Origin of the sequence: Faecalicatena contorta, assembly GCF_001404335.1 — a bacterium.
Taxonomy (GTDB): domain Bacteria; phylum Bacillota; class Clostridia; order Lachnospirales; family Lachnospiraceae; genus Faecalicatena; species Faecalicatena contortus_B.
In genome coordinates, this window is the sequence record NZ_CYZU01000039.1 from 1 (window position 1) to 22,607 (window position 22,607).

The 22,607-nt window shown below is 45.3% G+C and carries 29 protein-coding genes and 1 pseudogene; 7 read left to right on the forward strand and 23 right to left on the reverse strand.

What is annotated here, in order from left to right:
- Window positions 1-147: 147 nt before the first annotated feature.
- The 3 genes from ARB69_RS26785 to ARB69_RS26790 form a co-directional block, all read right to left on the reverse strand.
- The gene (locus tag ARB69_RS26785; protein WP_157355662.1) at window positions 148-291 is read right to left on the reverse strand and encodes a hypothetical protein; all 144 of its coding nucleotides are present in this window, start codon (window positions 289-291) and stop codon (window positions 148-150) included.
- Window positions 292-400: 109 nt separating this feature from the next.
- Window positions 401-625 (reverse strand): hypothetical protein, encoded by a 225-nt coding sequence (locus ARB69_RS17355; RefSeq protein WP_055154470.1) that lies wholly within the window; start codon window positions 623-625, stop codon window positions 401-403.
- Between the two features lie 27 nt (window positions 626-652).
- A complete protein-coding gene (locus ARB69_RS26790; protein WP_156320705.1) occupies window positions 653-799 on the reverse strand; it encodes a hypothetical protein in 147 nt (48 codons plus the stop codon).
- 135 nt (window positions 800-934) lie between these two features.
- Between ARB69_RS26790 and ARB69_RS17360 the strand changes: the two genes are divergently transcribed.
- Window positions 935-1,267, forward strand: a complete 333-nt coding sequence (locus ARB69_RS17360) for a hypothetical protein (protein ID WP_055154472.1) — start codon at window positions 935-937, stop codon at window positions 1,265-1,267.
- An 81-nt stretch (window positions 1,268-1,348) separates the two neighbouring features.
- On the opposite strand, the gene ARB69_RS17365 is transcribed toward ARB69_RS17360, so the two are convergent.
- On the reverse strand, window positions 1,349-1,594 hold the full coding sequence (locus ARB69_RS17365; protein ID WP_055154474.1) for a hypothetical protein: 246 nt from the start codon (window positions 1,592-1,594) through the stop codon (window positions 1,349-1,351).
- Window positions 1,595-1,730: 136 nt separating this feature from the next.
- On the opposite strand from ARB69_RS17365, the gene ARB69_RS26795 reads away from it, so the two are divergent.
- Window positions 1,731-1,901, forward strand: coding sequence for a hypothetical protein (locus ARB69_RS26795; protein ID WP_157355664.1), 171 nt, complete (start codon window positions 1,731-1,733; stop codon window positions 1,899-1,901).
- A 25-nt stretch (window positions 1,902-1,926) separates the two neighbouring features.
- Here ARB69_RS26795 and ARB69_RS17370 read toward each other — a convergent pair whose 3' ends face one another.
- From ARB69_RS17370 to ARB69_RS17380, 3 genes are all read right to left on the reverse strand, one after another.
- Window positions 1,927-2,160, reverse strand: a complete 234-nt coding sequence (locus ARB69_RS17370; RefSeq protein WP_055154475.1) for a hypothetical protein — start codon at window positions 2,158-2,160, stop codon at window positions 1,927-1,929.
- 143 nt (window positions 2,161-2,303) lie between these two features.
- Window positions 2,304-2,486 carry a hypothetical protein gene (locus tag ARB69_RS17375; RefSeq protein ID WP_055154477.1) on the reverse strand — a complete coding sequence of 61 codons (183 nt, stop codon included), beginning with the start codon at window positions 2,484-2,486 and terminating at the stop codon, window positions 2,304-2,306.
- A 465-nt stretch (window positions 2,487-2,951) separates the two neighbouring features.
- Complete coding sequence (locus ARB69_RS17380) at window positions 2,952-3,176, reverse strand: hypothetical protein (protein ID WP_055154479.1); 225 nt, start codon at window positions 3,174-3,176, stop codon at window positions 2,952-2,954.
- 158 nt (window positions 3,177-3,334) lie between these two features.
- On the opposite strand from ARB69_RS17380, the gene ARB69_RS17385 reads away from it, so the two are divergent.
- The 4 genes from ARB69_RS17385 to ARB69_RS17400 all read left to right on the forward strand — a co-directional run bounded on the left by ARB69_RS17385 (window position 3,335) and on the right by ARB69_RS17400 (window position 7,331).
- Complete coding sequence (locus tag ARB69_RS17385) at window positions 3,335-4,186, forward strand: XRE family transcriptional regulator (protein ID WP_055154481.1); 852 nt, start codon at window positions 3,335-3,337, stop codon at window positions 4,184-4,186.
- Between the two features lie 79 nt (window positions 4,187-4,265).
- Window positions 4,266-4,865 carry a hypothetical protein gene (locus ARB69_RS17390; protein ID WP_055154483.1) on the forward strand — a complete coding sequence of 200 codons (600 nt, stop codon included), beginning with the start codon at window positions 4,266-4,268 and terminating at the stop codon, window positions 4,863-4,865.
- A 37-nt stretch (window positions 4,866-4,902) separates the two neighbouring features.
- The gene (locus tag ARB69_RS17395) at window positions 4,903-5,622 is read left to right on the forward strand and encodes a zinc ribbon domain-containing protein (RefSeq protein WP_055154485.1); all 720 of its coding nucleotides are present in this window, start codon (window positions 4,903-4,905) and stop codon (window positions 5,620-5,622) included.
- Between the two features lie 161 nt (window positions 5,623-5,783).
- Entirely contained in the window at window positions 5,784-7,331 is a 1,548-nt protein-coding gene (locus ARB69_RS17400; RefSeq protein WP_055154486.1) for a recombinase family protein, read from the forward strand.
- A 20-nt stretch (window positions 7,332-7,351) separates the two neighbouring features.
- Here ARB69_RS17400 and ARB69_RS17405 read toward each other — a convergent pair.
- Window positions 7,352-8,047 (reverse strand): annotated as a pseudogene (locus tag ARB69_RS17405) (hypothetical protein); the annotation flags it as partial.
- 111 nt (window positions 8,048-8,158) lie between these two features.
- Here ARB69_RS17405 and ARB69_RS17410 point away from each other — a divergent pair.
- Window positions 8,159-8,764, forward strand: coding sequence for a manganese efflux pump (locus ARB69_RS17410; protein WP_025655537.1), 606 nt, complete (start codon window positions 8,159-8,161; stop codon window positions 8,762-8,764).
- A 150-nt stretch (window positions 8,765-8,914) separates the two neighbouring features.
- Here ARB69_RS17410 and ARB69_RS17415 read toward each other — a convergent pair whose 3' ends face one another.
- From ARB69_RS17415 to ARB69_RS17485, 15 genes are all read right to left on the reverse strand, one after another.
- The gene (locus ARB69_RS17415) at window positions 8,915-9,592 is read right to left on the reverse strand and encodes a YkgJ family cysteine cluster protein (protein WP_055154488.1); all 678 of its coding nucleotides are present in this window, start codon (window positions 9,590-9,592) and stop codon (window positions 8,915-8,917) included.
- Between the two features lie 12 nt (window positions 9,593-9,604).
- Window positions 9,605-10,546: a tRNA dihydrouridine synthase gene (locus tag ARB69_RS17420; protein ID WP_050641047.1), complete on the reverse strand. Its 942-nt coding sequence runs from the start codon at window positions 10,544-10,546 to the stop codon at window positions 9,605-9,607.
- A gap of 4 nt (window positions 10,547-10,550) precedes the next feature.
- Window positions 10,551-11,492: a DMT family transporter gene (locus tag ARB69_RS17425; RefSeq protein ID WP_050642690.1), complete on the reverse strand. Its 942-nt coding sequence runs from the start codon at window positions 11,490-11,492 to the stop codon at window positions 10,551-10,553.
- A 134-nt stretch (window positions 11,493-11,626) separates the two neighbouring features.
- A complete protein-coding gene (locus ARB69_RS17430) occupies window positions 11,627-12,547 on the reverse strand; it encodes a sensor histidine kinase (RefSeq protein WP_055154490.1) in 921 nt (306 codons plus the stop codon).
- 21 nt (window positions 12,548-12,568) lie between these two features.
- Complete coding sequence (locus ARB69_RS17435; protein ID WP_055154492.1) at window positions 12,569-13,345, reverse strand: ABC transporter permease; 777 nt, start codon at window positions 13,343-13,345, stop codon at window positions 12,569-12,571.
- Window positions 13,339-14,265, reverse strand: a complete 927-nt coding sequence (locus ARB69_RS17440) for an ABC transporter ATP-binding protein (RefSeq protein WP_055154494.1) — start codon at window positions 14,263-14,265, stop codon at window positions 13,339-13,341. Before ARB69_RS17440 ends, ARB69_RS17435 begins: the two co-directional genes overlap by 7 nt.
- A 101-nt stretch (window positions 14,266-14,366) precedes the next feature.
- Complete coding sequence (locus tag ARB69_RS17445) at window positions 14,367-15,065, reverse strand: response regulator transcription factor (protein WP_055154495.1); 699 nt, start codon at window positions 15,063-15,065, stop codon at window positions 14,367-14,369.
- Between the two features lie 460 nt (window positions 15,066-15,525).
- Window positions 15,526-16,644, reverse strand: a complete 1,119-nt coding sequence (locus ARB69_RS17450) for an ABC transporter permease subunit (RefSeq protein WP_055154497.1) — start codon at window positions 16,642-16,644, stop codon at window positions 15,526-15,528.
- Window positions 16,613-17,515 carry an ABC transporter ATP-binding protein gene (locus ARB69_RS17455; protein ID WP_055154499.1) on the reverse strand — a complete coding sequence of 301 codons (903 nt, stop codon included), beginning with the start codon at window positions 17,513-17,515 and terminating at the stop codon, window positions 16,613-16,615. The genes ARB69_RS17450 and ARB69_RS17455 overlap by 32 nt, the downstream gene beginning before the upstream one ends.
- Window positions 17,503-18,255 (reverse strand): hypothetical protein, encoded by a 753-nt coding sequence (locus ARB69_RS17460; protein ID WP_055154501.1) that lies wholly within the window; start codon window positions 18,253-18,255, stop codon window positions 17,503-17,505. The genes ARB69_RS17455 and ARB69_RS17460 overlap by 13 nt, the downstream gene beginning before the upstream one ends.
- On the reverse strand, window positions 18,248-18,844 hold the full coding sequence (locus ARB69_RS17465; RefSeq protein WP_050641055.1) for an RNA polymerase sigma factor: 597 nt from the start codon (window positions 18,842-18,844) through the stop codon (window positions 18,248-18,250). The genes ARB69_RS17460 and ARB69_RS17465 overlap by 8 nt, the downstream gene beginning before the upstream one ends.
- Before the next feature lie 157 nt (window positions 18,845-19,001).
- Window positions 19,002-19,532 (reverse strand): hypothetical protein, encoded by a 531-nt coding sequence (locus ARB69_RS17470; RefSeq protein WP_050641056.1) that lies wholly within the window; start codon window positions 19,530-19,532, stop codon window positions 19,002-19,004.
- On the reverse strand, window positions 19,523-20,194 hold the full coding sequence (locus tag ARB69_RS17475; RefSeq protein WP_055154503.1) for a J domain-containing protein: 672 nt from the start codon (window positions 20,192-20,194) through the stop codon (window positions 19,523-19,525). Before ARB69_RS17475 ends, ARB69_RS17470 begins: the two co-directional genes overlap by 10 nt.
- Window positions 20,175-21,032 (reverse strand): DUF5685 family protein, encoded by an 858-nt coding sequence (locus ARB69_RS17480; protein WP_050641058.1) that lies wholly within the window; start codon window positions 21,030-21,032, stop codon window positions 20,175-20,177. The genes ARB69_RS17475 and ARB69_RS17480 overlap by 20 nt, the downstream gene beginning before the upstream one ends.
- Before the next feature lie 629 nt (window positions 21,033-21,661).
- Window positions 21,662-22,543, reverse strand: a complete 882-nt coding sequence (locus ARB69_RS17485; protein ID WP_055154504.1) for a sensor histidine kinase — start codon at window positions 22,541-22,543, stop codon at window positions 21,662-21,664.
- Window positions 22,544-22,607 lie beyond the last annotated feature (64 nt).

A 22,607-nucleotide genomic window follows, 5' to 3' on the forward strand; every position in this document is an offset into this window, starting at 1 on the left:
TGCTGAGTTCAGGTTATCGCGGTTGCCTTTAACCAGGTCCCTCGCCTCATCCAGTGTAATGTCCGTAAGGCTGTACTCACCTGCTGTTGTCAGGATGCTTGTGTTTAACAGTGCTAATTTCTTCATAATGTTCTCCTTTTTTTAATTCTATACTGGAAATGTTTTTTGGTTCTTATCTTCCCATTCCATTTCCATTTCATATAATTTTTCTAACCACTCTATTGGGTCGATGCTTTTCGGCTTTCTTACTCCAAAAAACTTTTCCAGCTTTGCGATTCTTTCACCAATCATATTCTGCTCCTACTCTAACTGCTGATTTTACACGGTTGCTATCCCGATCAGGAATAATACTGCCAGTGCCACTCCTACGTAGCACCAGTCCCGTATCGTCATCAGGCGGTCACGCTGTCTGTGTTTCATCATTCCATCCCTCCCAATATCGCAGATCAAATATCTGTTTTAATTGTTCCTCTGTATAAGTCGACGCGTATTCTGTTCCTGCGCAGGCAGTGACGCATATGATCAGATGACATGTAACTTCAAAATCGTCTGCCCCCTCCCGGCGCCACTCTTTGACTTGTCCCTGGATGTACCTGTAACGTTCCTTAAACTTCTTTTTGACCATAGGTTGGCTTGTCCTCCAATATACCGCCTAAGCGGTTTTATCATCAGTCACATTTTCAAGTTCCTTGTCTCTTTTCCGCTGGTAATATATGCCTACCAGCGCCTCGGTTAGCCGCTGTTCACAGCCTTCGGTGTATTCGACTGTGCAGGTATACTCCTTTTCATTTTTTGCCATATACACACCACCTCCTGTTAATGTATATGAGATACTGTTTGTCTATGTTGCTGATTGCGCCTGTACTAATTTTTTATTGTGGCCCAAGTAATTATCTGGTATAATTTCTCTATTAACTTAGGAGACTTTTGTTTTATGAAAAATAAAAATAAAAATTACTTATTAGAAGAAGAAATGCGCATATTTTTAAAGAATCTCGATAGTAATGAGGCTATTGACTACACAAATCCCACTGTTCGTAAATGTGTTTATGAATGCAATAAACGGAATTATGTTTCTGGGTACTTTCACTGTTCTCGCACAGCTGATAACAGCATTGTTTTTGATTACAACAATCCTTGTGTTGAAAAGGATGGGTATGAATTTCTATATAAAAATAAAAACTGGATTGCTATCTGGACTTTGGTTGCTAGTGTGCTAACAGCAATTGGAGTGATATTGCAACTAATATTAACAATTGCAAAATAAGTATTGCTTTATAAATATGTTTATCCTTCACTTTGTCATGCCACCTCCTCCTTCTCTTCATCTGTCTGCACCACAGAGCCTTTAAACATTAGAGTCATCTTCGGATGGCTTTTTTAATTCGTAAAAAGGTCGAAACACTTCTGGCAATATCGGAATCATAACCGCATCTACCGTCATATCCGTTGCAATTAAATCAATGTGTAAAATCGGTGCTGTTCCGGCTTTACGCTCGAAACTTACTTTTCTTACACCATCCAATTTTTCCCCATCGACAAATACTTCTGTCCGACAGTTATTTGTTTTGATTTCAATATGTGGAGCTTTCATTTTCCTCACCTCTCTCCTATTCATCTGGCATCCGCGGTTTTAGGAATTTGTCTGTTTTTACACCGAGAGCTCCGCAAATATTCGCGCAAGCTCTCTTTTATGTGATATACTTCATTTAGAAAGGAGGCATGCCACAATGACCAATGAACAAATTGCTAACGCATACGCCATCACTAAAGTGCTTGGGTCAGATTTATCTTTTGATGAATTCCAAAAAATATATTCCGAGTATTATACTGAATCCATCAATGAATTAAATTCTAGGCTTGAATATGCAAAATGCGAAGCTGTGGAACGACCATTCTAACTAACCGGGTTGGTCTATACTTAGATCAACCCACATTCTTTGTTGCGGACAATGCACCTGATAATGAATTTAATACATCCATAGCCAACATTATTCTCTCTTCAGTAACTTTTTCATTATTGCTATTAGGTTCATCTCTCTTTAATGCGATATAATCTTCAAAAACTGAAATCGCCAAAGTGTCTACTGCTTTTTCCAAGGTGTAAACTTCATTCCTATCAATCAAAACTGTTTTGTCTCCCTTTTTTAAAAACTGCATTTCATCTCCTCCTATTTATCAGGCTTGTCTGCGAAGTCCATAGGGTTTACGTCCAGGAATCTGCATACTAACAATAGTTCTCTCCCTCGAATATCTCTATCTCGTTCATCATTAAGCAAACTCATGGATTAGCGAAGCTATTTCTAGTTTTCTGCTAAAACTGCTTCAAATTCCGATTGAACAACTTTTGCCCTAATCACAAGTGTCAGTTCCGCTTCTCCATGAGCGGAGCTGGCTATTTTGTAATCAGTAACGTTTTTTAGCTCATGGCCGTCTACTGAAACAAAGATTATTCCGTTTTCTTCATGGACGCATATGTTGTTCATTTTTACTCACCTCCTCTGTCTGGTTCATCTAAAAAGCCCATAGAACTTACTCTCCCATTACCGTATTACAGCAAAGTATTTTGAATATATTGAAATTTATTTAGATATTCGATATAATTTAATTAGCCCGTTCCGAAAGGGGGTGGACATTTTGGAAAAGCTCATAGCTTTCTTAATGTCGAATCCAAGCACCATGATGAATAATAAAAGGTCTAACCGCCAATTATTATGATAAGCGTTTGCTTTGGGCTGTGGGTGTCTACCACATAAGAATCGCAATTGTCACAACGTGACGCACTACCTATGTCACAGAAGTCCGGTTACACATAGTCGCGAATATGTGTGAGTGCCTCTGAGCGCCGGATGTTGTTTCAATCTCATGGTATACAATGGACTGCTAATAGTCATCTGCTTGTAGTGCGGTAGATGGCTATTATGTATTTAATCAAATATCTAAATAAAATTTCAAACGTCTTTCTCATCTGGCATCCTTGGTTTTAGAAACTTTCTCATAGGAACTCCAATAGATTTGCATACACTTGCATACTCTCCTGCTTCAAGTTTTCGCTTTCCCTGTAACGCCAAACTAAATTTGCATTCATCTAAGCCAGATTTTATCGCGATTGGTTTTTGCTTTAACCCGACCTCATCAAGATAATTTTTCATTGCTTCTACATCTACCTCAAACAACCCGAATCACTCCTTTCTTTTTCAATTTTCTTGATATATTCACTATAATTCAATTTTCTTGTGGTGTCAACATATTTTTTCGATATTTTTGATATTTTTATTTACTTTATCGAAATTATCATATATAATGAAATCATCTCAAAAAAGGTGGTGAATATATGAACGAATATCTTGTCAAAAAACTTAAACAAGGTCGGATCGACAAAGGTCTAAAGCAAAGTGATGTAGCTACCCAAATAGGTGTGAAAGGGAACACTCTTAGCAATTACGAAAATGGAGTTTCTGAACCTGATATTGATACCTTTTGTTCATTGTGCGATATATACGGGATGGACCCAGCCGAAATTTTAGGCGAAGCATACGGTCTGAACGTCCAAGGAACTGACTTTGATATAAAGCCCTCTGAAATGAAGCTCATAGAAAAATACCGCGACTTAGACCCCTTTGGACAGGAAACGGTATCCTATATACTTGACAGGGAAGTCGACCGAGTACAGCAGATAAGCAACGCATACAAAGAGGGACGGTCCGCAGCGCATTTCCCTACCTACTATATGGCCTACTACCACAGCCTTGCATCTGCTGGAAACGGCGAATACATTTTCGAGGACCTTCCAACTGACACTATAGAAGTTCCTTTAAATGAATTATCTCATAGAGCCGATTTTGTCATCGGCGTAAATGGAGATAGTATGGAGCCAACTTATTATGATGGAGAAAAAGTTTACGTGGAAAAGATGCAGGTTTTAGAGATCGGTGATATCGGAATCTTTATGATTAACAACGAATGCTTTATAAAAGAGGTTGGCGAAGATGGGCTTATATCACATAATCCTAAATATGATATTATTTCAGGCAGTGAAAATATCGAATGTATCGGTAAAGTGCTTGGCAAGGTTGAACTTTCTGATCCAGCTAAAATACAAACCTTATCATCAGAAGGCGTAAGAGCACGTAATATCGGAAAGACTCTTCTTGGTAATAAAAATCATAAGCAAAAGCAAAAATAACTGGAAAATATTGGATGTAAATATCCACCAATTGTAGTGGTACTATATTCTTAGAACTACTACTGCGGAGGATAAAAATATGTTTTCATTCAATTCAGAAAAGGAGATAAGTAAGCAGCTCATTAAACTATCAGCGTATGATGCATTATTGAATTTCAAAGTTTCAGAACTACCCGTTGATATATTTCAGATTTTTAAGACTAGAGAAGATGTTTTGATATATGACTCAAAACTTTTCCAGACTTACGATAACTGGGATAAGCAAACATATACCTGGGTATTTGGACAATATGGGACCCTTATATATGATAAAGAGATTAACAAGTATTACGCTTTTTATAATGATTTCAATTCTGAGCCAGTTATACGATGGGAGTTAACATGTCTACTAGCCCTACTTGAGTTAAATCTTGCTTCCGTTGACTATGCAATTCAAATTTATTGTAATGATGGAGATTACACGGAAACATTTTCCTATTATTTCACTGCACCTGATGCGATCCTGAACGAAATAGGTATCAACTCTGCAGAAGAGATTATGAAAAGTTGCAATATTCCCTTTGATAAAGCGCGCAAAAAAAGCCGCTATTTGAAAAAGTCTTGGATTGATAAAAAAACTTACCTGGATAAAATCCTTAAAAGTAATTTTTATGATTTTATCCATTTACATAAAGAATGATTTGTGGTGTTTAGGTGCAGATAGAGGGAGGGATCAAATGGCATTAATTAAATGCCCAGAATGTGGTAAAGAAATAAGTGATAAAGCACATTTTTGTCCTGATTGTGGATATCCGTTATTGGATCACATTGCTCAGGAAAAGTATTCAGAAGAAAAGGTAGAACGTTCTGAAGAATATACAGAAACTGGCTATACTGGTCGTAAGGGTCTAAAATGTCCTATTTGTGAATCAACAAATATATATGTTGAAAATGATATACCAACATATAAAAAAGTATCCGAAATGGCAATGTTTGGCACTGTAAGTCCTATGACCAAAAAACAATATCGTGAAAATATGGCATATAAGTGTAATAATTGCGGTGCACATTGGGCTGAGAATTCAGCGACAGGTCAAAATACTCCAATTAATTCAGCATCTTCAACTAAGAGTAAAAGAATTATCGTCTTACCTATTTTGGCTGGTATAATATCCATTTGTTATGCGCTTTTAATCATTATTACCATTTTATCAGTTGATGGCGGAATCTCCGGGAATATATGGCAATTTCTATATGCATTATGTTGTTTAACGGGTGGTCTACTAGCATTTATAAGCATTGGAGTACATTCAGTAGCAAAAGTTACCAGAATATTGTTTGTTTTAGCACTTTTGTTTTCTGCCTTGCTAGCAGTAAATGGAGCATCAGTAACCATATGTATTATAACCATTGCTTTTATCGGTATAGTCGAACTAGATATTGCAAAAAGTAAATAAAAACCGCCCCTGCGCCAACAGGAACGGCTTTATTAGATACTATATAGGTCAGAGACCGATATAATTATCCCGCAGATAGATTATATCACAAACTCTCTGCACCTGTATAGGGTGTATTTTTTATACCCTTTTATAATATGATTAGACAGGAGGAATGTGATATGAAAATAGGGATCTATCCAAGAAAATCAGTGTACCGGGATAACAGCGACTCAGTTGCTGTGCAGATAAAAATGTGTAAAGATTATGCTGGGATCATCTTCCGCGGTGAAGAATTAGAGTTTTTCATATATGATCAGGATGAGGGCTTTTCTGGAAAGAATACGAATCGCCCATCTTTCCAGCAGTTGATGCAGGACGTGAAGGCGAATAAGTTGGATGTCGTAATGGTATATAAACTTGACCGAATCAGCCGTAATGTAAAAGAGTTCTCCGCTATGTACGATACCATGCAGGATCATGACGTTTCTTTCGTCTCTGTGAAAGAGTCTTTTGACACTTCCACGCCGATCGGGCGCACAGTAATGTATATTCTGGCTGCCTTCGCTCAGCTTGAGCGTGAGAACACGTCAGAGCGCGTAGGCGATAATATGAAGCAGTTAGGAGCCTCTGGGAAATGGACTGGCGGGCACCTTCCTTCCGGAATGACCTCCATTCGAAAGAAGGTGGATGGTAAAGAACACTCTTACCTTATAGTCAATCAGGAAACCATAGGCCGTGTAAAGCTGCTCTACCAACTGATCCTGGAAGGGTACCCTATCACCCGGGTAGAGAGATACTGCCGAGATCATAGTATTACCAGTGAGACAGGAAAGTTTTTAAATACCTCACAGATATACGGGATTTTGACGAACCCGGTATACTGCCAAGCTGATTTGCAGGCATTTTATTACTTACATGGCAAGGGATGCACTCTCCCTGATAAGAGACTTTTTGACGGGACAAAGGGGCTTATCGGCTACGGACGCACGCAGGGAACGGAAAACAAGAAGAAATTAGATATGGATAGATGGATCATAGCCCTGGGCATCCATGATTATGTTATTCCTGCAAATGATTGGATAGCTGTACAAGAACGCCTCGGACAAAATAAGCAAGTCCGTACACTAAAACATGAGGTCGGGATCCTGAGGGGAATCTTAAAATGTAGATGTGGAAGGACTATGCAGAACCGTGTGTATATAAAAAATCAGAGAATGTTTGCTTACTATTTTTGTCCTGCCAGGGACAGAGAAGGAATAAATTATTGTGACGCTGATTTTGTGAAAATTGATACCATCGACAATCTTTTTATAGATAAGCTGAAAGCAATTCGAATTGATGAGGAATTTGTGCATCCGCAGCATAATCAGCACAGTGTTACCGATATCAATGCCCTTAAAAAGGATATCCGCTCTACCGAATCCGCACTTGAGAACCTGACCCGCCAGCTCCAAGAAAATGTGACCTCAACGGCTGCAAAGTATATTGTCCAGCAAATAGAGAATCTTGATAAAAAACTTAATACTCTCAAAAACCAGTTACAACTTGAGGAATTACGGGACAATAAAGAGCGATCAGAAACAGAAGAACGAGAAGAAATATATAAAAATATCTGTTACTTACTTGACAATTTCGACGACATGGAATATAAAGAAAAAAACGAGCTTATTCGTCGCACTGTAAAGAGATGCGTGTTAAATGACAAGAACCTAGAAATCTCTTTCTAGGTTCTGCATATCTTTCTTCTTGGTGTACCCACCTGCCCCATCATATCGTGCCCCAGATGGTTTCTCCGGTAACCATAGCTTCTGGACACCCCGAAGTCATCGTAATCCGAATAGGGAAATGTCTTTGCAATCGGACAGTATGCTTTCAGCCCGTAATACTTTTTCCAGACCTTTTTATCTGCCCCTTCCCCGTCCGGCCGTTCAATCTCATATTCGCCTACCATTCCATCCAGGACAGCGCCGTATGCTTCCCGGTAATACCCGTAATACTGCATGTCTGCAGTCAGTTCTTCCATGGTCACCTCGCCCGACAACAGCTTTTCGGCAGCTTCTGTCATATCACGCTCCGAATAACGTGTAAAATCCCCGCCGTATTTCGCGCCCAAATACGCCAAAAGCTCCACCCAGTTCAGATGGACGTCCTCCTCATAGGTTTCCACATCATATGTATAGGCCCTGTTCAATGCTTCATAAGTCACATTGAATTCCACCCACTTAATAAAGTCTTTTTTCTCCTCTCTCTGTACCTCATTCTCCCAATAACCGGTTTCTGTTCCGCTTTGTGCATTGACAGAAACACTGTCCGAAATACCTCCTCTGCTTATCTTCCGCCCATTCTCTCCGTCTGCATCCCCGGCCTGCCAGATAGAAAGAACCAGAAACAGCAGCAGAACTTCTACAGTAATCCCAAACGGGGAAATCAATCGTTTACGCATAAATTTGGACGCCTTCCAGGATAAACTCTTAATAGTTTATGCGCCATGAACGCTACAAATACTTCTGAATATACTGAATACAAACAACAATTATGATGTCAGGAGCAGATTATGCATCTAATCTCATCACTTCTATTCGCAATTTCTGCAAATATAGACAGCTTCATTGTCGGTATGTCCTATGGAATCAAAAAATCCAATATCGACCTCTTAAAGAGCACTGTCATCAGCCTCGTGACACTGACAGGCACCGTGATTGCCATACTGATGGGCACACAAATCTCACAGTTTCTGCCGGCCTCTTCCACACAGGCCATAGGATGTGCTCTTCTGATCGGCCTCGGCCTTTACTATATCATAAAATCTTTTTTCAGCTACATCCGGGAAAAAATCAAAAAGGCTGAAGTAAAGTCGAACGAATGCGGTTCCGGAACCCAAAACAATGTACCTGCAAAGGCCTCCCTGCTTACCATGAAAGAGGGGCTCTTCCTTGGCCTTGCCTTATCCATCAATAACTTCGGCATGGGCATCGGAGCCAGCATAACGGGACTGAAACTGCTTCCCACCGCAGTCATGTCCCTGGTCGTGTCCGTCATCTTTCTGTATGCAGGCAACCTGATCGGAAAAACAAAAGTCCCACACATATCCGACCAGTCCGCCGACTTTATCTCCGGCCTGATTCTGGCTGCTCTGGGAATATACGAACTCCTGGCCTGAATCACTGAGGCATGCCAAAAGCCCGGAGTAATAGAAAAAAGGAAACCCACAGCACACAGTATCCTACATGCTTTGGGTTTCCTTTTACACTCTGTCATTGACTGTCTCAGACCCCGGCTCACGCAGAATCCCACATTCCACAGGCCCTCTCTAAAACGCCCCCGTACCAACACTCTCCCTCCCCTGCTTCATCCTTCTGTCCACCTGAGCGTAGAAGTCTTCATTCTCCCGATACTCTATCATATAGAAGCTCGTCAATATATACATACTGATTTCTTTTCTCCTCGTCTCGTTCTCCGGCTTCTGAAGCATATACTGCGTATCCTTCAGAAAATAATGCCAGTCCGCAATGAATTTCTGGTTTTTCTCAAGTTCAGGAGTATCAATCCATTTTTTAACCTTTATTTTTGCGCGGTTTTCCTTCAGACACTCATGGATCTGCAAAAAATACCGGAAGCTTCTGTCTTCATAATATCTTCCCAACGGAAAAATCCTGCATATCCCCGGTCTTGCATCGTGGATACTGCACCTTCCCCGGCTGTTCAGAAAAACACAGCTTTCTCCCTCTCCGTCCATCTTTAAGTTCGGCAAAATCAGTCCGTCTGCTACATTCAGCTCTATTTTATCTCTCAGCAGCTCCTCAAACTTCACACCCAGAGCAGTCGTCATGCGGTATACATCCAGAGGATCCAGGACGATGGTCTTCCCCATCCCCCGGCAGCACGATGCAGGGCAACCCTCACAGCCCCCGCAGTCGGCACGCACCATATCATTCGGCCCGTAAAGCCTCCCGTCCGAGATTTCTTCAAGTCTGACATATCTTTCCATATCCGCATCTCCTTATCCTATACAAATATCCTGCTCATCAAACAGAGCTGCCACTGCACTCTCATACGCTGCCAGCTTTTCTGACTTTTTAATCTTCTTCGCGTACTTCTCGCAATTGGAAAATACAGAGGCCATATAAAACCAAAGTTCTTTCATCTTAAATAAAATTGTCTTCTCCCCATACAGAATTTCTTGATAATCCCGGTATATCTGGTCATGGAAAGCAAGCAGCGTCTCCTTATCCATCGGGCCGCTTCCGCGAATGGAATTTACCAGCCCCGGATTGGAAAGAATGCCGCGTCCCAGCATAACACATCCTGTTTCCGGAAATGCTTCTGTAAACCTCTTAAAATCCTGCACGGTAAAAATATCTCCATTATAACACACAGGGCACTCACATCTGTCCAGCGTCTCGCCGAAAACCTGCCAGTTGGGTGTGTTCTTATACATATCCGACTGCAGCCTTGGATGGATGATCAGTTCCTTCACCGGATAGTGATTATAAATATCCAGAATTTCCTTAAAATCACCGGAACTGTCCTTACCAATTCTTGTCTTGATCGATATTTCCATATCCGTGTATGCAAATATCTCTCCTAAAAACTGATCCAGTCTGTCCGGAAATGCCAGGAAACCGGAGCCCCGTCCCTTTGATACAACCGTCTTCGAAGGACACCCCAGGTTCAGATTCACCTCTTTGTAACCGTACTTTTTCAGCTTCCCGGCTGTTCTGATAAAATCTTCCGCCGAGTTCGTCAGGATCTGGGGAACCGCTTCCATTCCCTCATTGTGTTCCGGAAGGATATCATTCTTCTCCTTGGAACTTAGATGCCCGAATTGATTGGGACTGATAAAAGGGATAAAATATTTATCCATCTCTCCGAAATATTTATGATAGGCATTACGGTACACATACCCGGTAATCCCTTCCAAAGGCGCCAAATAAAATTTCATGTTCCTAATTTTCCTTTTCTCTTTTTAGTATAGCATCCTGTTTTCTCGTGGTAAATAAGACTTTCAGCTCTATTTTCCCCTCCGAAATAATCAGTCCCAGAAGTGTAAGCACGGCACCGGCTGCCGCCAGCTTGGTCAGCTGCTCATGCAGGATCAGCACAGATGTGACAATCGTTACCACCGGTACCACATAGATATATACACTCGTCCGCACGGCTCCCAGTACCTGGACGGCAAAATTCCATGTCACAAAGCAGACTGCCGATGCCCCCGCTCCCAGAAACAGAATATTCAGCAGGTTAACAGGCTCCAGAAACCTTGCGATTCCCAGGTGAAAGTCAAATGCAAAGGCGGCCGGGATCATAAAGAGAATCCCATACCCGAAGATGTGCCTGGTTGTCTGAATCATCGGATACCCATAGCTGCTGATTTTCTTCGTCAGCACGGAGTAGCAGGCCCACACAAAGGCAGCCGCCAGGGCCAGAAGATCCCCTGCCGGATTCAGCGCAAAATCCTGACCGCCGAAGCTGATCATACAGATTCCGCCAATCGCAACTCCAAATCCCAAAAAGAACGACAGCCGCAGCCTGCCTTCCTCCTTCATAAAAATATGGGTCAAAAAGGCCGTAAAAAAGGGAGCCGCCGAGATGATGACTCCTACATTCGATGCAAGTGTATAAGTCAATGCTATATTTTCAAGCAGAAAGTACAGGCAGATGCCACATAAACCTGCTCCGGCAAACAGCCATTCCTGTTTCTTTTCTTTCAGCCTGACCCAGCCTGGTTTAGCAGCCAGCAGAAGGAGATAGCCGATTACAAACCGTATCACCAGGATTTCCACAGGCTGAAAGTCCCTGAGCAGAACCTTTGTAGAAATAAACGTTGTCCCCCACACAACAATTGTGAATAACGCCGCTAAATGTCCGGCTCCATTTTTCTTTTGCATCATACATCCCCTCCTTCCTGCATTCCGCACCCTTGCCGCCATTGCATTTTCTTTTCCATAATGTCCTACCTCACTGTCTGTTTTTTGGATATCCTACTGTTAGTTATACTATACTTTCCGAACTTTTGCTTGTATTATATCTTCAATCCAGGAATTTCCAGAGACAGTGACAGCCATTTTTTATCTTCTGCTTCTGTCAGGCAGGCAGACAGCCTTCCGCCCATCGCCTCCGCCAGGTGCTTTGCTATGGGAAGGCCCAGCCCCGTACTCCCCTGCTTTCTCGCGCTGTCCCCTGTATAAAATCTTTCAAACAGGGAATCTGCGTCCTGTTGATTCTCCATATCCGTATCATTTATCATCAGCACATATACCTTGCCTGACTCTATAGTCAGACTTACAGAAAAAACGCTTAAAGCGTAACGTCCCGCATTTTGCAGCAGATTCTGAAAGATCCGCTCCAGCGCTTCCTCATTTCCCCTTACAAAAACCGGAGTATCTGGAATGTCCACACTGACATTCAGATTCTTTAACTTCAGTTCCTGATAGGAATCCAGGACCGTCTCCCGCAATATCCTGCCCAGATCCGTTTTCTTCAATTTCAGCTGGTAGTCCTCCGCCGCCAGCCTGGACAAATCGTAAAACTGAGCGGTCAGCTTTTTCAGTGCCAGGGCTTTCTTCTTAACCACTTCCAGGGACTCTCTGTCCTCAACGTCCAGAGAGTCCCTGTCAATCAGCTCCAGAAACCCGATGATAGCCGTCAGCGGCGTACGAAGGTCATGGCTGATATTTTCAATTTGATTCAATAATTCCCGCTCTTTTTTTCCATAGCGGATTTTTACTTTCCGGATTTCTGTCAGGTTCCGGTTAATTTCCGTCAGCAGCTGCTCCAGTTCTCTCTGGGGCACTGCCAGCTTTACCACCCTGTTCTCTTCCAGATCTGCGGTAATCTCACGCAGTTCCCCGGCAGCCTGCCGGACCGCGCGTTTCAGAAGCAAAAAGCGCATGCAGAAATACACCGCTGCAAGACACGCCCCTGCTAAAAAGATATAGACCATTACTGCATGCACCTCCCCGATCTAACTAATCTCCCTTTTGCGAAATGCCAAGATTCCTGCCGCATAGAATATCAATATCCCGATGGCGCCTGCTATCAGGCATTTGGCCGCTCCTTCCGGCGTATCCCACAGGCAGCGATAACCGGACATGTTAACGGAAACCTCATATTTCAGGTAATTCCAGGGCATCCATTCCGAAATTCTTTCAATGGATTCTATTTTCAGCCCCAGGAAAAAACAGACCACAGGCAGCCACCACATGATTCCCAGCCACCAGAGAACAACCGCTGTTTCTTTCTTAAAACAGCAGCACAGAGCCGATGCCAGAATAACCGAAGCAAATGCAGCCGGCAGATTCACGGCGGTGCCTGTCAGCAGCTGTCTGACCGGCATACTGCCTTCTGTATTCAAAAGCAGATATGCACTGCCGATATAAACGGCGAGTACCACAAGCATACTCAAAAAAGCTGCCGCTGCACACGCAATACATTTTCCGGTAAAAAATGCATTGCGGGAAATACCGTATGAAATTGCATTTTTCAGGGTACCGTTCTTATATTCGTCCGAAAACAAAAAGAGAACGATGATCAGGCCGGCCATAAGCAGCATCGGCATACTCCCCGTCATCATGTTCAGAGAAAATGTCACCGTTGCATATGGAAAATCCGGAGTCAGCCTGTCAAAGGCAAACAGAACCAGATTCATCAGCACAGTCAGGCCGGCCAGCGCGGCCGTTGCCGAGTAGATCTCTCTTCCGTGCAGAATCCTGTAAAATTCACTCTTCAAATAATTTAACATGACAGTCTCCCCCTCTCCTTTAATTCCATATAATATTCTTCCAGCGACTTTTGCTTCTGCTCCAGCCTCATAATACTGACCCCATGTCCGGATGCCAGACCGCTGTATGCTTCCACCGGAAGCTGCGGGTTCTGTATCCGTATCTGTAAGTCCGGCATTACTTTGTACTGCACGCCGTCCATCTCTTTCTCCAATAGTGCTGCGTAGCGTTCCGGATCACTTACTTTGATCTCCAGATAACCGGCGCAGTGTTCGTGCAGCTGCTCCGCCGTCAGTTCCCGCAGCAGCCAGCCCTGGCTTAGAAAGCCGTAAACGGTTGCAATTTGTTCCAGCTCCGAGAGTATATGACTGGATATGATGATTGTAATATTCTTTTCCTGATTCAGCCTTAACAGAAGATTTCTCATCTCTATGATACCGCTGGGATCCAGTCCGTTGATCGGCTCATCCAGGATCAATAGCTCCGGCTCTCCGAGCAGCGCGATGGCAAGCCCCAGTCTCTGTTTCATCCCCATGGACAGCGCGGCGCACTTTTTCTTTCTCTTGTCCCTGAGCCCCACTGCCTTCAGGGCATCCTCAGTCCGGTTCTTTCCCGGTATCCCCTTCTGAATCCGGTAATACTCCAGATTCTTTTCTACCGTAAGCTTTGGATAAAATCCCGGCGATTCTACGATCGCTCCGGTACGTTTCCTGTTCTGTTCCAGTTCCTTTTCGGAATAAGCCCCGAACAGTTTTAGTTCGCCGCCTGATGGATAGATCTGTCCGGTCAGCAGTTTTAAAAATGTAGTCTTGCCCGCCCCGTTGTCGCCGATCAGACCGTAAATATCTCCGCGTTTGACTGTAATATCAACGTCTCTGAGAGCCGTAACATCTTTGTATTTTTTCGTAACGCTTCTGGCTTCTATGACATGCTCTTTCATTCTTCTTAGTTCCTTTCTTATGTGATTGCCTCTTGACGTAAGTTATTGTAGCCCGGTGGTCTTTAATAAGTCCTCAAGAAAGTTTAAAGAAATCGTAAAGTTTATGCCATTTTAAAACCAATTCCCCAGACCGTCCGAATGTACTCATCCTCCGGATCGGCTGCTGCAATCTTTCTGCGCAGATTGCTGATATGGACGTTTACCGTGTTGTCCTCCCCATAATAACCGCCCTTCCATACCTGCTCATAAAGGTGCTCCCTCGAGTACACTTTTTCAGGGTCCTTAATCAAAAGATACAGAATATCATACTCATGCATGGTCAGGGGCAGCTCCTGTCCCCCGATCTCCGCTTTACGGGAGTCCGGATGGAGACGCAGTTTCTTATATCTGTATACCTCCGTATCCTTCTCCGTCTTCCCGGCTTCTATCTTATAACGCCTGAGGGCAGCGTATACTCTTGCCAGAACCTCCTCCGGTTCGAAGGGCTTGGTCAGATAATCGTCCGCGCCGCCTTTGAGGGCCGCTACTTTTGTCTCCAGGCCTGCCCGGGCAGAGAGCACCAGAATCGGCAGGTCCAGTTTTAGCTCCTCTCTTACGGATGTAATAAGCTCCTCTCCGCTCATCCCCGGCAGCATCAGATCGAGCAATATTAAATCAGGGGTCTCAAGTCCAAGCAGCAGTTTCGCTTCTGTTCCTGAAAATGCCTGGATCGTGTCATAACCGTCCTGCACCAGAATCCGTTGCAGTAAGCGGTTGATATCGGTGTCATCTTCCACAATTAAAATCTTGTGCCTGTCCATCTCTTCTCTCCTCCATACCGTCTTATTGTACACGAAAAAACTCTGGAAATAAAGAGGGGGATTTGGAATGGGAATCTGGGCTCATGGATGGGAGGGACGCCAGGCGGAGTGTAAGCCGCAGGCCTTCCTGCCTGTAAGGGTGGTTTAATATCCTGACCGCTTGGCGGAGAAGTTCTAATAGAGCCGGATGCCTCCGGCTCTATAAGAACTTCTAGTCGCCCGCTTTAAGGCGTTTTAAACCGCCCTTACAGGCAGGAAGGCCTGCGGCTTACACTCCGCCTGGCTGGTTCATCCGATCGGCAGGGAGGATTCTATTCGGGGTGGGATCCCTGGGCGGGTGCGGCGGATGGGGATTGGCTGGGCTGAACATCATAGAGGCTGGAGTTGTTACTTACGCATTTAAGTAGCGTGTGATTGAAAATTGACTGGCGTAAGGTATTATCCTGATTTGCTGTATCTGTTATTTTTTGCCCTGGTAGGTTCGGTATTTTTGGTAGGCCAGGATCAGGCAGGATACGGCGACGGCCAGGGCGGTTAGGAGATGCCGGTGGATCTGGGCGGCGGTGAATCCAAAGCTCCAGTTCATGGGGAGGTACATGGGCATGGATGCCATGAAGTGGTTTACTGCACGAGTAAGGCTGTATCCCAGTATCCACATGGGGGCAAAGACTTTGAGCCAGACCACGGGGATCAGGTAGAGGGATAGTGAAACGACTACGGTCAGGAAGGAATTTCTGCACAGGGCGGAGGCTGCCAGGACACATCCGGTCAGCAGGAGCCCTCCTGCCAGGCCCAGGGCCGATATGGACAGAAGGAATCCCCCGATGCTGCCGGGGCCGTAACCGAAAAAGCTGGCTCCCGCCAGGACGGCTGAAGCATCCAGGCCCTGTGTGCCGTATACGAGCAGATAGATGAACCAGATATATGCCGTTACCATGAGGTATACGATGGCGGTAAAGGAAAGCGCTGCTGCGATCTTCAGATAGATGCAGCTCTTTTTTCCCCGCTGTGTGGACAGAAGGATGTCCGCTGTCCGCAGTGTGTATTCCTCCGCAAATACTGGTGAAAGCCCGATGATTAGGATTACGTATAGTAACAGGATGCCCATCATACCGTAAATCTCCTGGAAATCCTGCCAGCCATAGAAGTAGTCAAATTGAAGATTATCCTTTAGGAGCGGCGCTGCGTTTTGTTCCCACTTTTCGCCCTCATAAAACCGGATTTGGGACGGATCATTTCCGCTGGTCTGGTTATAATTTGTCATCTGCTCTGTTACAAATTTGCTGCAGAAATTTCCTGCATAGCTTTCTGTTTTATCATCATAATAATAGAATCCGTATTTATCATAGATTTCCTGCACCTTCTCCCGTGTCAGCATTCCTGCATACTCTGCGGTCAGCTTCCGGTCCTTTTCTATGGCCTCTTTTCCATGATAACTTTGTCCGTCAATCGTTACAGAATAGTCTTTCTGTTCAGCGTAAAGACGGAAGGTTATAAAGGAGAGGAGCAAAAGCACACCGCACCAGATTACTTTCCGGGATGCAATTTTATAGATCTCTTTTTTCCAGATTTCCCACATGATCCGACGCCTCCTCAAAATAATACATATACACATCCTCCAGCCCGGGCTGTACCGGCACTGCTCCCTCGCAGGGACAAGTTTCTGAGACAAGCCGGAGATAGATCCTGTCCCCTTCATTTCTTAGGTTGCTGACCGAAAAAGCCGCATTCATCCGCAGTGCCTCTGCTTCATCCGCCCGATATTCCCATACCCGGCCTTTCACGCTCTCCGTCACTGCCCCCGGTGATCCCTGTTCTACAATACATCCTGCCTTCATAAGAAGAATTTCATCCGCTATGAACTCTACGTCCGAAACAATGTGGGTGGACAAAATTACAATCCGGCTTTTGGACAACGCGCTGATGATGTTGCGGAACCGGATTCTTTCTTTGGGGTCCAGGCCGGATGTAGGCTCATCTAAAATCAGAATTTCCGGCTCATTTAAAAGAGCCTGGGCGATTCCCAGCCTTCGGATCATTCCTCCTGAAAACGTTCGGATTTTCTGCTTTTGCTCATTTTTCAGCCCGACCAGTTCCAATACTTCCTGTACCTTCCCTCCGGCGATCTCTTTTGGAACCGCTTTACACGCTGCCAGATATTCCAGATACCGCTTTGCTGTAAAATCCGGATAATAGCCAAAATCCTGGGGCAGGTACCCCAGCATGCAGCGGTACTCACCGTCCAGAACCCGGATCGGTACACCATTGCAGAGTATATCACCCGAAGTGGGCCTGAGGACGCCACAGAGCATCCGAAGCAGCGTGGTCTTACCTGCACCATTTGCCCCCAGGAATCCGTATACTCCCGACTTTAGCCGGAGTGATACTTTATCCACTGCAATTTTATTTTTAAACTGTTTTGTCACTCTGTCTAATATTAATTCAGGCATAACCCTTCCCCTCTTTCTATCTTTTCCAACATATAGCGTATTTCCGCCGCCAGCAGCAGACAGCCCGCAGCCGCCAGTACTCCCCATACCGGTAAATATACCGCCTTATAGGCATCCTCCATGAACACCGGGATAAGCGCAAGCAGCCCGCCGATCAATCCCGCCGAAACCTGCCAAAAACCCGGCCATATGCTCCGGAGTGCGGTCAGCATATACAGATACAGTAAATCTGACCACAGAAAAGGAACCAGCATATACAAAAGACAGGCTCCGGCTCCGGCTTCATTCTGTCCGCCTGCGATACCCACAATCATTCCTAATACAAGCAGATCTGCCGCCCCTCCAAACAGCATCTGGATACAGACCATCTGTTTCAGGTTCAGATACAGCGTCTGTTCCAGTTCAGCCATATTCCGTGAGAAAAGCCGGCCCAGACCGCTCAATCCAATATTGCCCGCAAATACCAGAAATACAGCGCAGACAGAGATGGCTCCCTCTCCGTCTGCTTCTGCTCTGCTGAGATATAGAACCAGCGCCATGGCGGCCACAAGTATCCCGCCCTGCACAGCCCAGTACTTCCACGACTGAAACTTAAGCTGGCTCCGGATATTTGCCGCCAGAGACGGATACTTGCGGATTTGCTTTTTTTCCGCAGCCCGGCCAATCCTCCCCAGACTTTCCATCTTTCTTTTTTCATCCAGCGGAAATCTCCAGGATTCCCTTTCCGGTTGTCTATCCATAAAAATCCTCCTTGTCCAAAAGCTGCTGCAGCTTGCCGAGTCCCTGATTAACCCTGGACTTAACCGCTGCACAGGATGCCCCGGTCATGCGGGCAATCTCACGGTTTTTATAGCCATAAAAGTGATGCAGAAGAACTGCCTCCCGCTGTATATCCGGAATCTTCAGAAGCGCTTCCGCCAGCAGCCGGCTCTGCTCCAGCTCCTCCATGGCCTGTACGGTGGTATCCGTTTCCCGCCCCTCTGATGCCGTTATATCCCCGGCTGCTGCCCTGCCGGATCCCGCCGCATTCCCATTGATATTTTCCACCGTTTCCGTAACCAGGCGCGTCCGCCCCGTCTCGTGAAAATATCTCCTGCACAGATTCATGGCAATCGTCAGCAGATAGCCTTTCAGATTCCTGTACCTGTACTGCTCTGCGTACCGTATAAAGCGGAGAAACGTCTCCTGTGCCAGATCATAGGCGTCTTCCCGGCTGCCGGTCTGATAACAGCAGAAATAGTAAATATCATCATAATATTTTTCGGCAATTTCATTCAGATATTCCTTCTGCCCGTTCTGAATCCGCCTGATCAGTTCCCTGTCCTCCAAAAAACGCTTCCCCCTTTCTCTTTTTGTAAAACGTCTTACTCTCTATATAATCCTGTATATAACCAAAAGGATTTAAAATAAGCAAAAAAATCCCCGATATGTACTTTTCTGCCATACCGGGAATGAATGCTCATCTCTTTTTTAAATTATAAGCCACCTAAAAAAGCCGTTTTCGCAGCTTACTCCATATGTGCCTCTGCACATAATCATATGCCCTGTCATAAATCCAAAGCCCTGCCTGCCCCGCAGCAATCAGCCCTGCCATCCATGCCGGGGAAAGATTCCTGCCGAACAAAAGCTGCTGGAACACGATCAGCGCAGGAATATATAAAATATTAAAAATGATATACTTAATCGCCCAGAACAACGCCTTTCTGTTTACCCTGGCCTCAGTCCGGCCCAGCATCACAAACGCTTGTTCCGCCGCAAGTATATAAAAGCCCATGGCCGCAAAAGATACGACATAAATCTTATTCGGCGCCACGATAAATCCGAGCAGCACCGCCGCGATATAGAAGGCCGCACCTGTCCGCATTCCCGTCTCACGGATAATAATACCCACGAAATAGGACGCCGCCGCCAGAAGAAATAAGGTATTAGATTCTATCACGCTGCCCAGCACCATACAGACAATTGTCAAAGCCAGCAGCAGTCCTCCAAAAGCCATTTTCTTAGCCTTTACATGCATGAACAAAGATCTCCTCCCATACATTCACATAAGCTGTCCGCACACCACAGGTCACAGCACAGGTTTCCCGTACCGCAAGATTGATTGTTGCCGCCGTATCCGCCGCCATATGGATTATTCTGATACAGCTGGCTGTTCCACTCGAGCTGGTTTAACAGCTGGCGGTACTGCGGATTACCGGGATCCAGATTCACGGCCTGGCCCGCATGATCCTTTGCCAGCACGTTGTTGCCCATGCCCATGTTAGCCGCCGCACTCAGATAATACCATTGTGCATCCCGCTGCGGCATACGGTTCAGAAGATTGACTGCTTCCTGATAGCGCCTCGAATTGATATAATTGACGGCAGCCTGCATCTCTGCATTCTGCGGCCCGCTGCTCTGCTGGTAACCGCCTGCAGAACCGCCATAACCGTAGCCATAACCGCCGGAACTGCTTCCTGAACCATAGCCTGCATAACCGCCGCCCTGCTCCCGCTCTTTCATGATTACATCATAGGCTTCCTGTACTTCCTTGAACTTCTCCTCCGCCAGGTCAGCCAGCGGATTATTCACGTTGGCATCCGGATGATATTTTCTGGTCAGATCCCTGTATGCTTTTTTTATGTCATCATCCGATGCATTCTGAGAAACTCCCAGCACATCATATGGATTCTTTGTCATTCTGATTATCCTCACTTTTCTTCTTTTGTTCCTGCATCTTACGATAACGGGTCCACACACCATCATATAATATATTCCGCAAAATGTCTACATCTAATAAACAGGGAAGCAGTTCAAACTGCGCACTGCATTCTGCGATCATCATACAGAGAAGTTCCTTGCACCGCTCCTCATAGTCCTCCCTCCGGCTCAGTTCCTTCAGAGGGTTGTAGCATCCGGCCTTCTTGTCCTTCTCCAGGTCTTCGTATGCGTCCATGATATAGATAAATTTTCCAAGGTAAAAAGCCATCTTGCGGAGCCTTCCCTCCCACAGGTCTTCCCGGAACACAAACATCTCTGCCATCAGCCTGCCGAAACACCCGGCTGTCTTGTCGATATCCTGCGTTGCTTCTTTTTCAAAGTCTGCAAGATTTTTCAGTTCTTCCTCTATCACACGGCTCTGCCTCGGATACTTCTCCACGACCTTCTGCGCCCTGCCCTTAAGGGCATGATACCCCGCGAAACCGCTGATCTTCTTCTCATCCTCCCAATCGTCCTTCTGATGATAATAGGCCAGGAGCACGTTCATATCCGCCGCATATTCCGTAATTTCATTCTGGAGCATATTCTGCTTTTTCACTGGATGAACCTTGCAGCGATGGCTGGAGAATCTGGTTTCGCTCTCATATAATGAGGTCAGCAAAATAACCGCGAACGTCATGTCATAGGTCAGGGTCAGCTGTCCCAGGCCCCCAAAGCGCTCCTTCAGCGTCCGGCACAGTCCACAGTAATATGCTCTGTATTTCCTTAAATCCTTTACTTTGAGCTCAGGCTCACATATCGTTACATAACCAAACATAGTCCGCACAAGTAATGTATCCCTGATACATTTTCTCCTTTTTGCTGCATATGTATGCTATTATAACATCAAAATTTCTCATTGCAAAGATATTTTTCTGAGATTAGGGACGTAGTTTTTTTCGGGGTGGGGGACGCTCCATGAAGGGAGAGCCGAAGGCCCCCGGAAGAACATACCTGTTATGAAAAATCGCGGACACGAACCTAAGTAATTCTAGTCGGGAACCGGCCATGGAAATGGAGCACTGCTGACACATCACGTGAAATCTGATGATTTCACGCGCTGGGTCAGCAGCTTCATTGATTCGGAATCAATGAAGCTCTCCATTTTCATGACCGGTTCCCGCCAAGAATTACTAAGGTCCGCTTAAGCGATTTTTCATAACAGGTATGTTCTTCCGGGGGCCTTCGGCTCTCCCTTCATGGAGCTGGCGCATCCGGCCGGCAGGAAAAGACTCGTTCCTCAGATGGAGCCTTAGACGGGGGCAGCTTATGGTATTGGATCAGGGGGAAATTTTTTGTCCCCGGAAAGTTTTATTAGGGCACACTTCCCGGCATTTTGGTTATTAGAGGCCCCATCCGCGCCGAGGCTAAAGCTCGCCGCTAATTCTCGTAGCTAATTAGCAATTCTTAGAAGCGGACATGGATACTTAGCACGCCGTCGTTGTAGCGTGCGCTGATTTTCCCATGCATCTGTTCCGTCAATATTTTTGCAATGGAAAGGCCCAGCCCTGTTGACTTATCTGCTGCCTCGACCGTGTAGAAGCGGTCGAACAGTCTTCCGACCTGGATCTCGTTGAGCCGGGATGCATGATTGGAAAAGATTATCTCACCATCTTCCCGCAGCATAATATGGAGGTCGCCATCGCTGTATTTTAACGCATTGTTTATAATATTGCTGAAAATCCGGGATACTGATTTTTTGTCCAGCCTGCGCCTGATTTTTTCTTCCGGTATGGAGATCTGCGGTTCAATACGGCTGTTTTTCAGGGCGGCATAATATGCAGATATACTTTCTTCCAGAACGTGATTTAATATGATATCTTCCTCATTGGCGTCCCTGTGTACTGATGTGATCACAGAGTAGCGGAAAAGTTCCTCCGTGAGCTGTTTTAATGTTTCGGAACGCTCTTTTATGACCGCCAGGTATCTGCCGGCTGTCTCTGATATTTCTTCCTGTTCCAGCAGATCCAGGTAGCCGCAGATTGCGGTCAGAGGGGTGCGAAGATCGTGAGAGATATTCGTAACCGCCTCTTTCAGTTCATAATCTCCCTGCTGAAATCGGCGGCGCTGTGCACGAAGTTCCCTGAGCTGCACGTTGATCTCTTCGGCAAGCCTGCACATATAGCGGTCACGGGTAGAAAGGAGGATCAGGGTATTCGTGTCATTCTCCAGCTTCTCGACAAATTGAGAGTGTATTTCATCGCCCGCCCGGTGAAGCAGAACGATTTTGACAAGCAATATGACGACTGTGATTCCAAGAACTGCACATAAAATACCGAGCCAGAGCATGACACGTCCTCCTTTCCTTTGAGCATTCCCGGACATTCTTTTGCACCTGTTTTTGCGGCTGAAT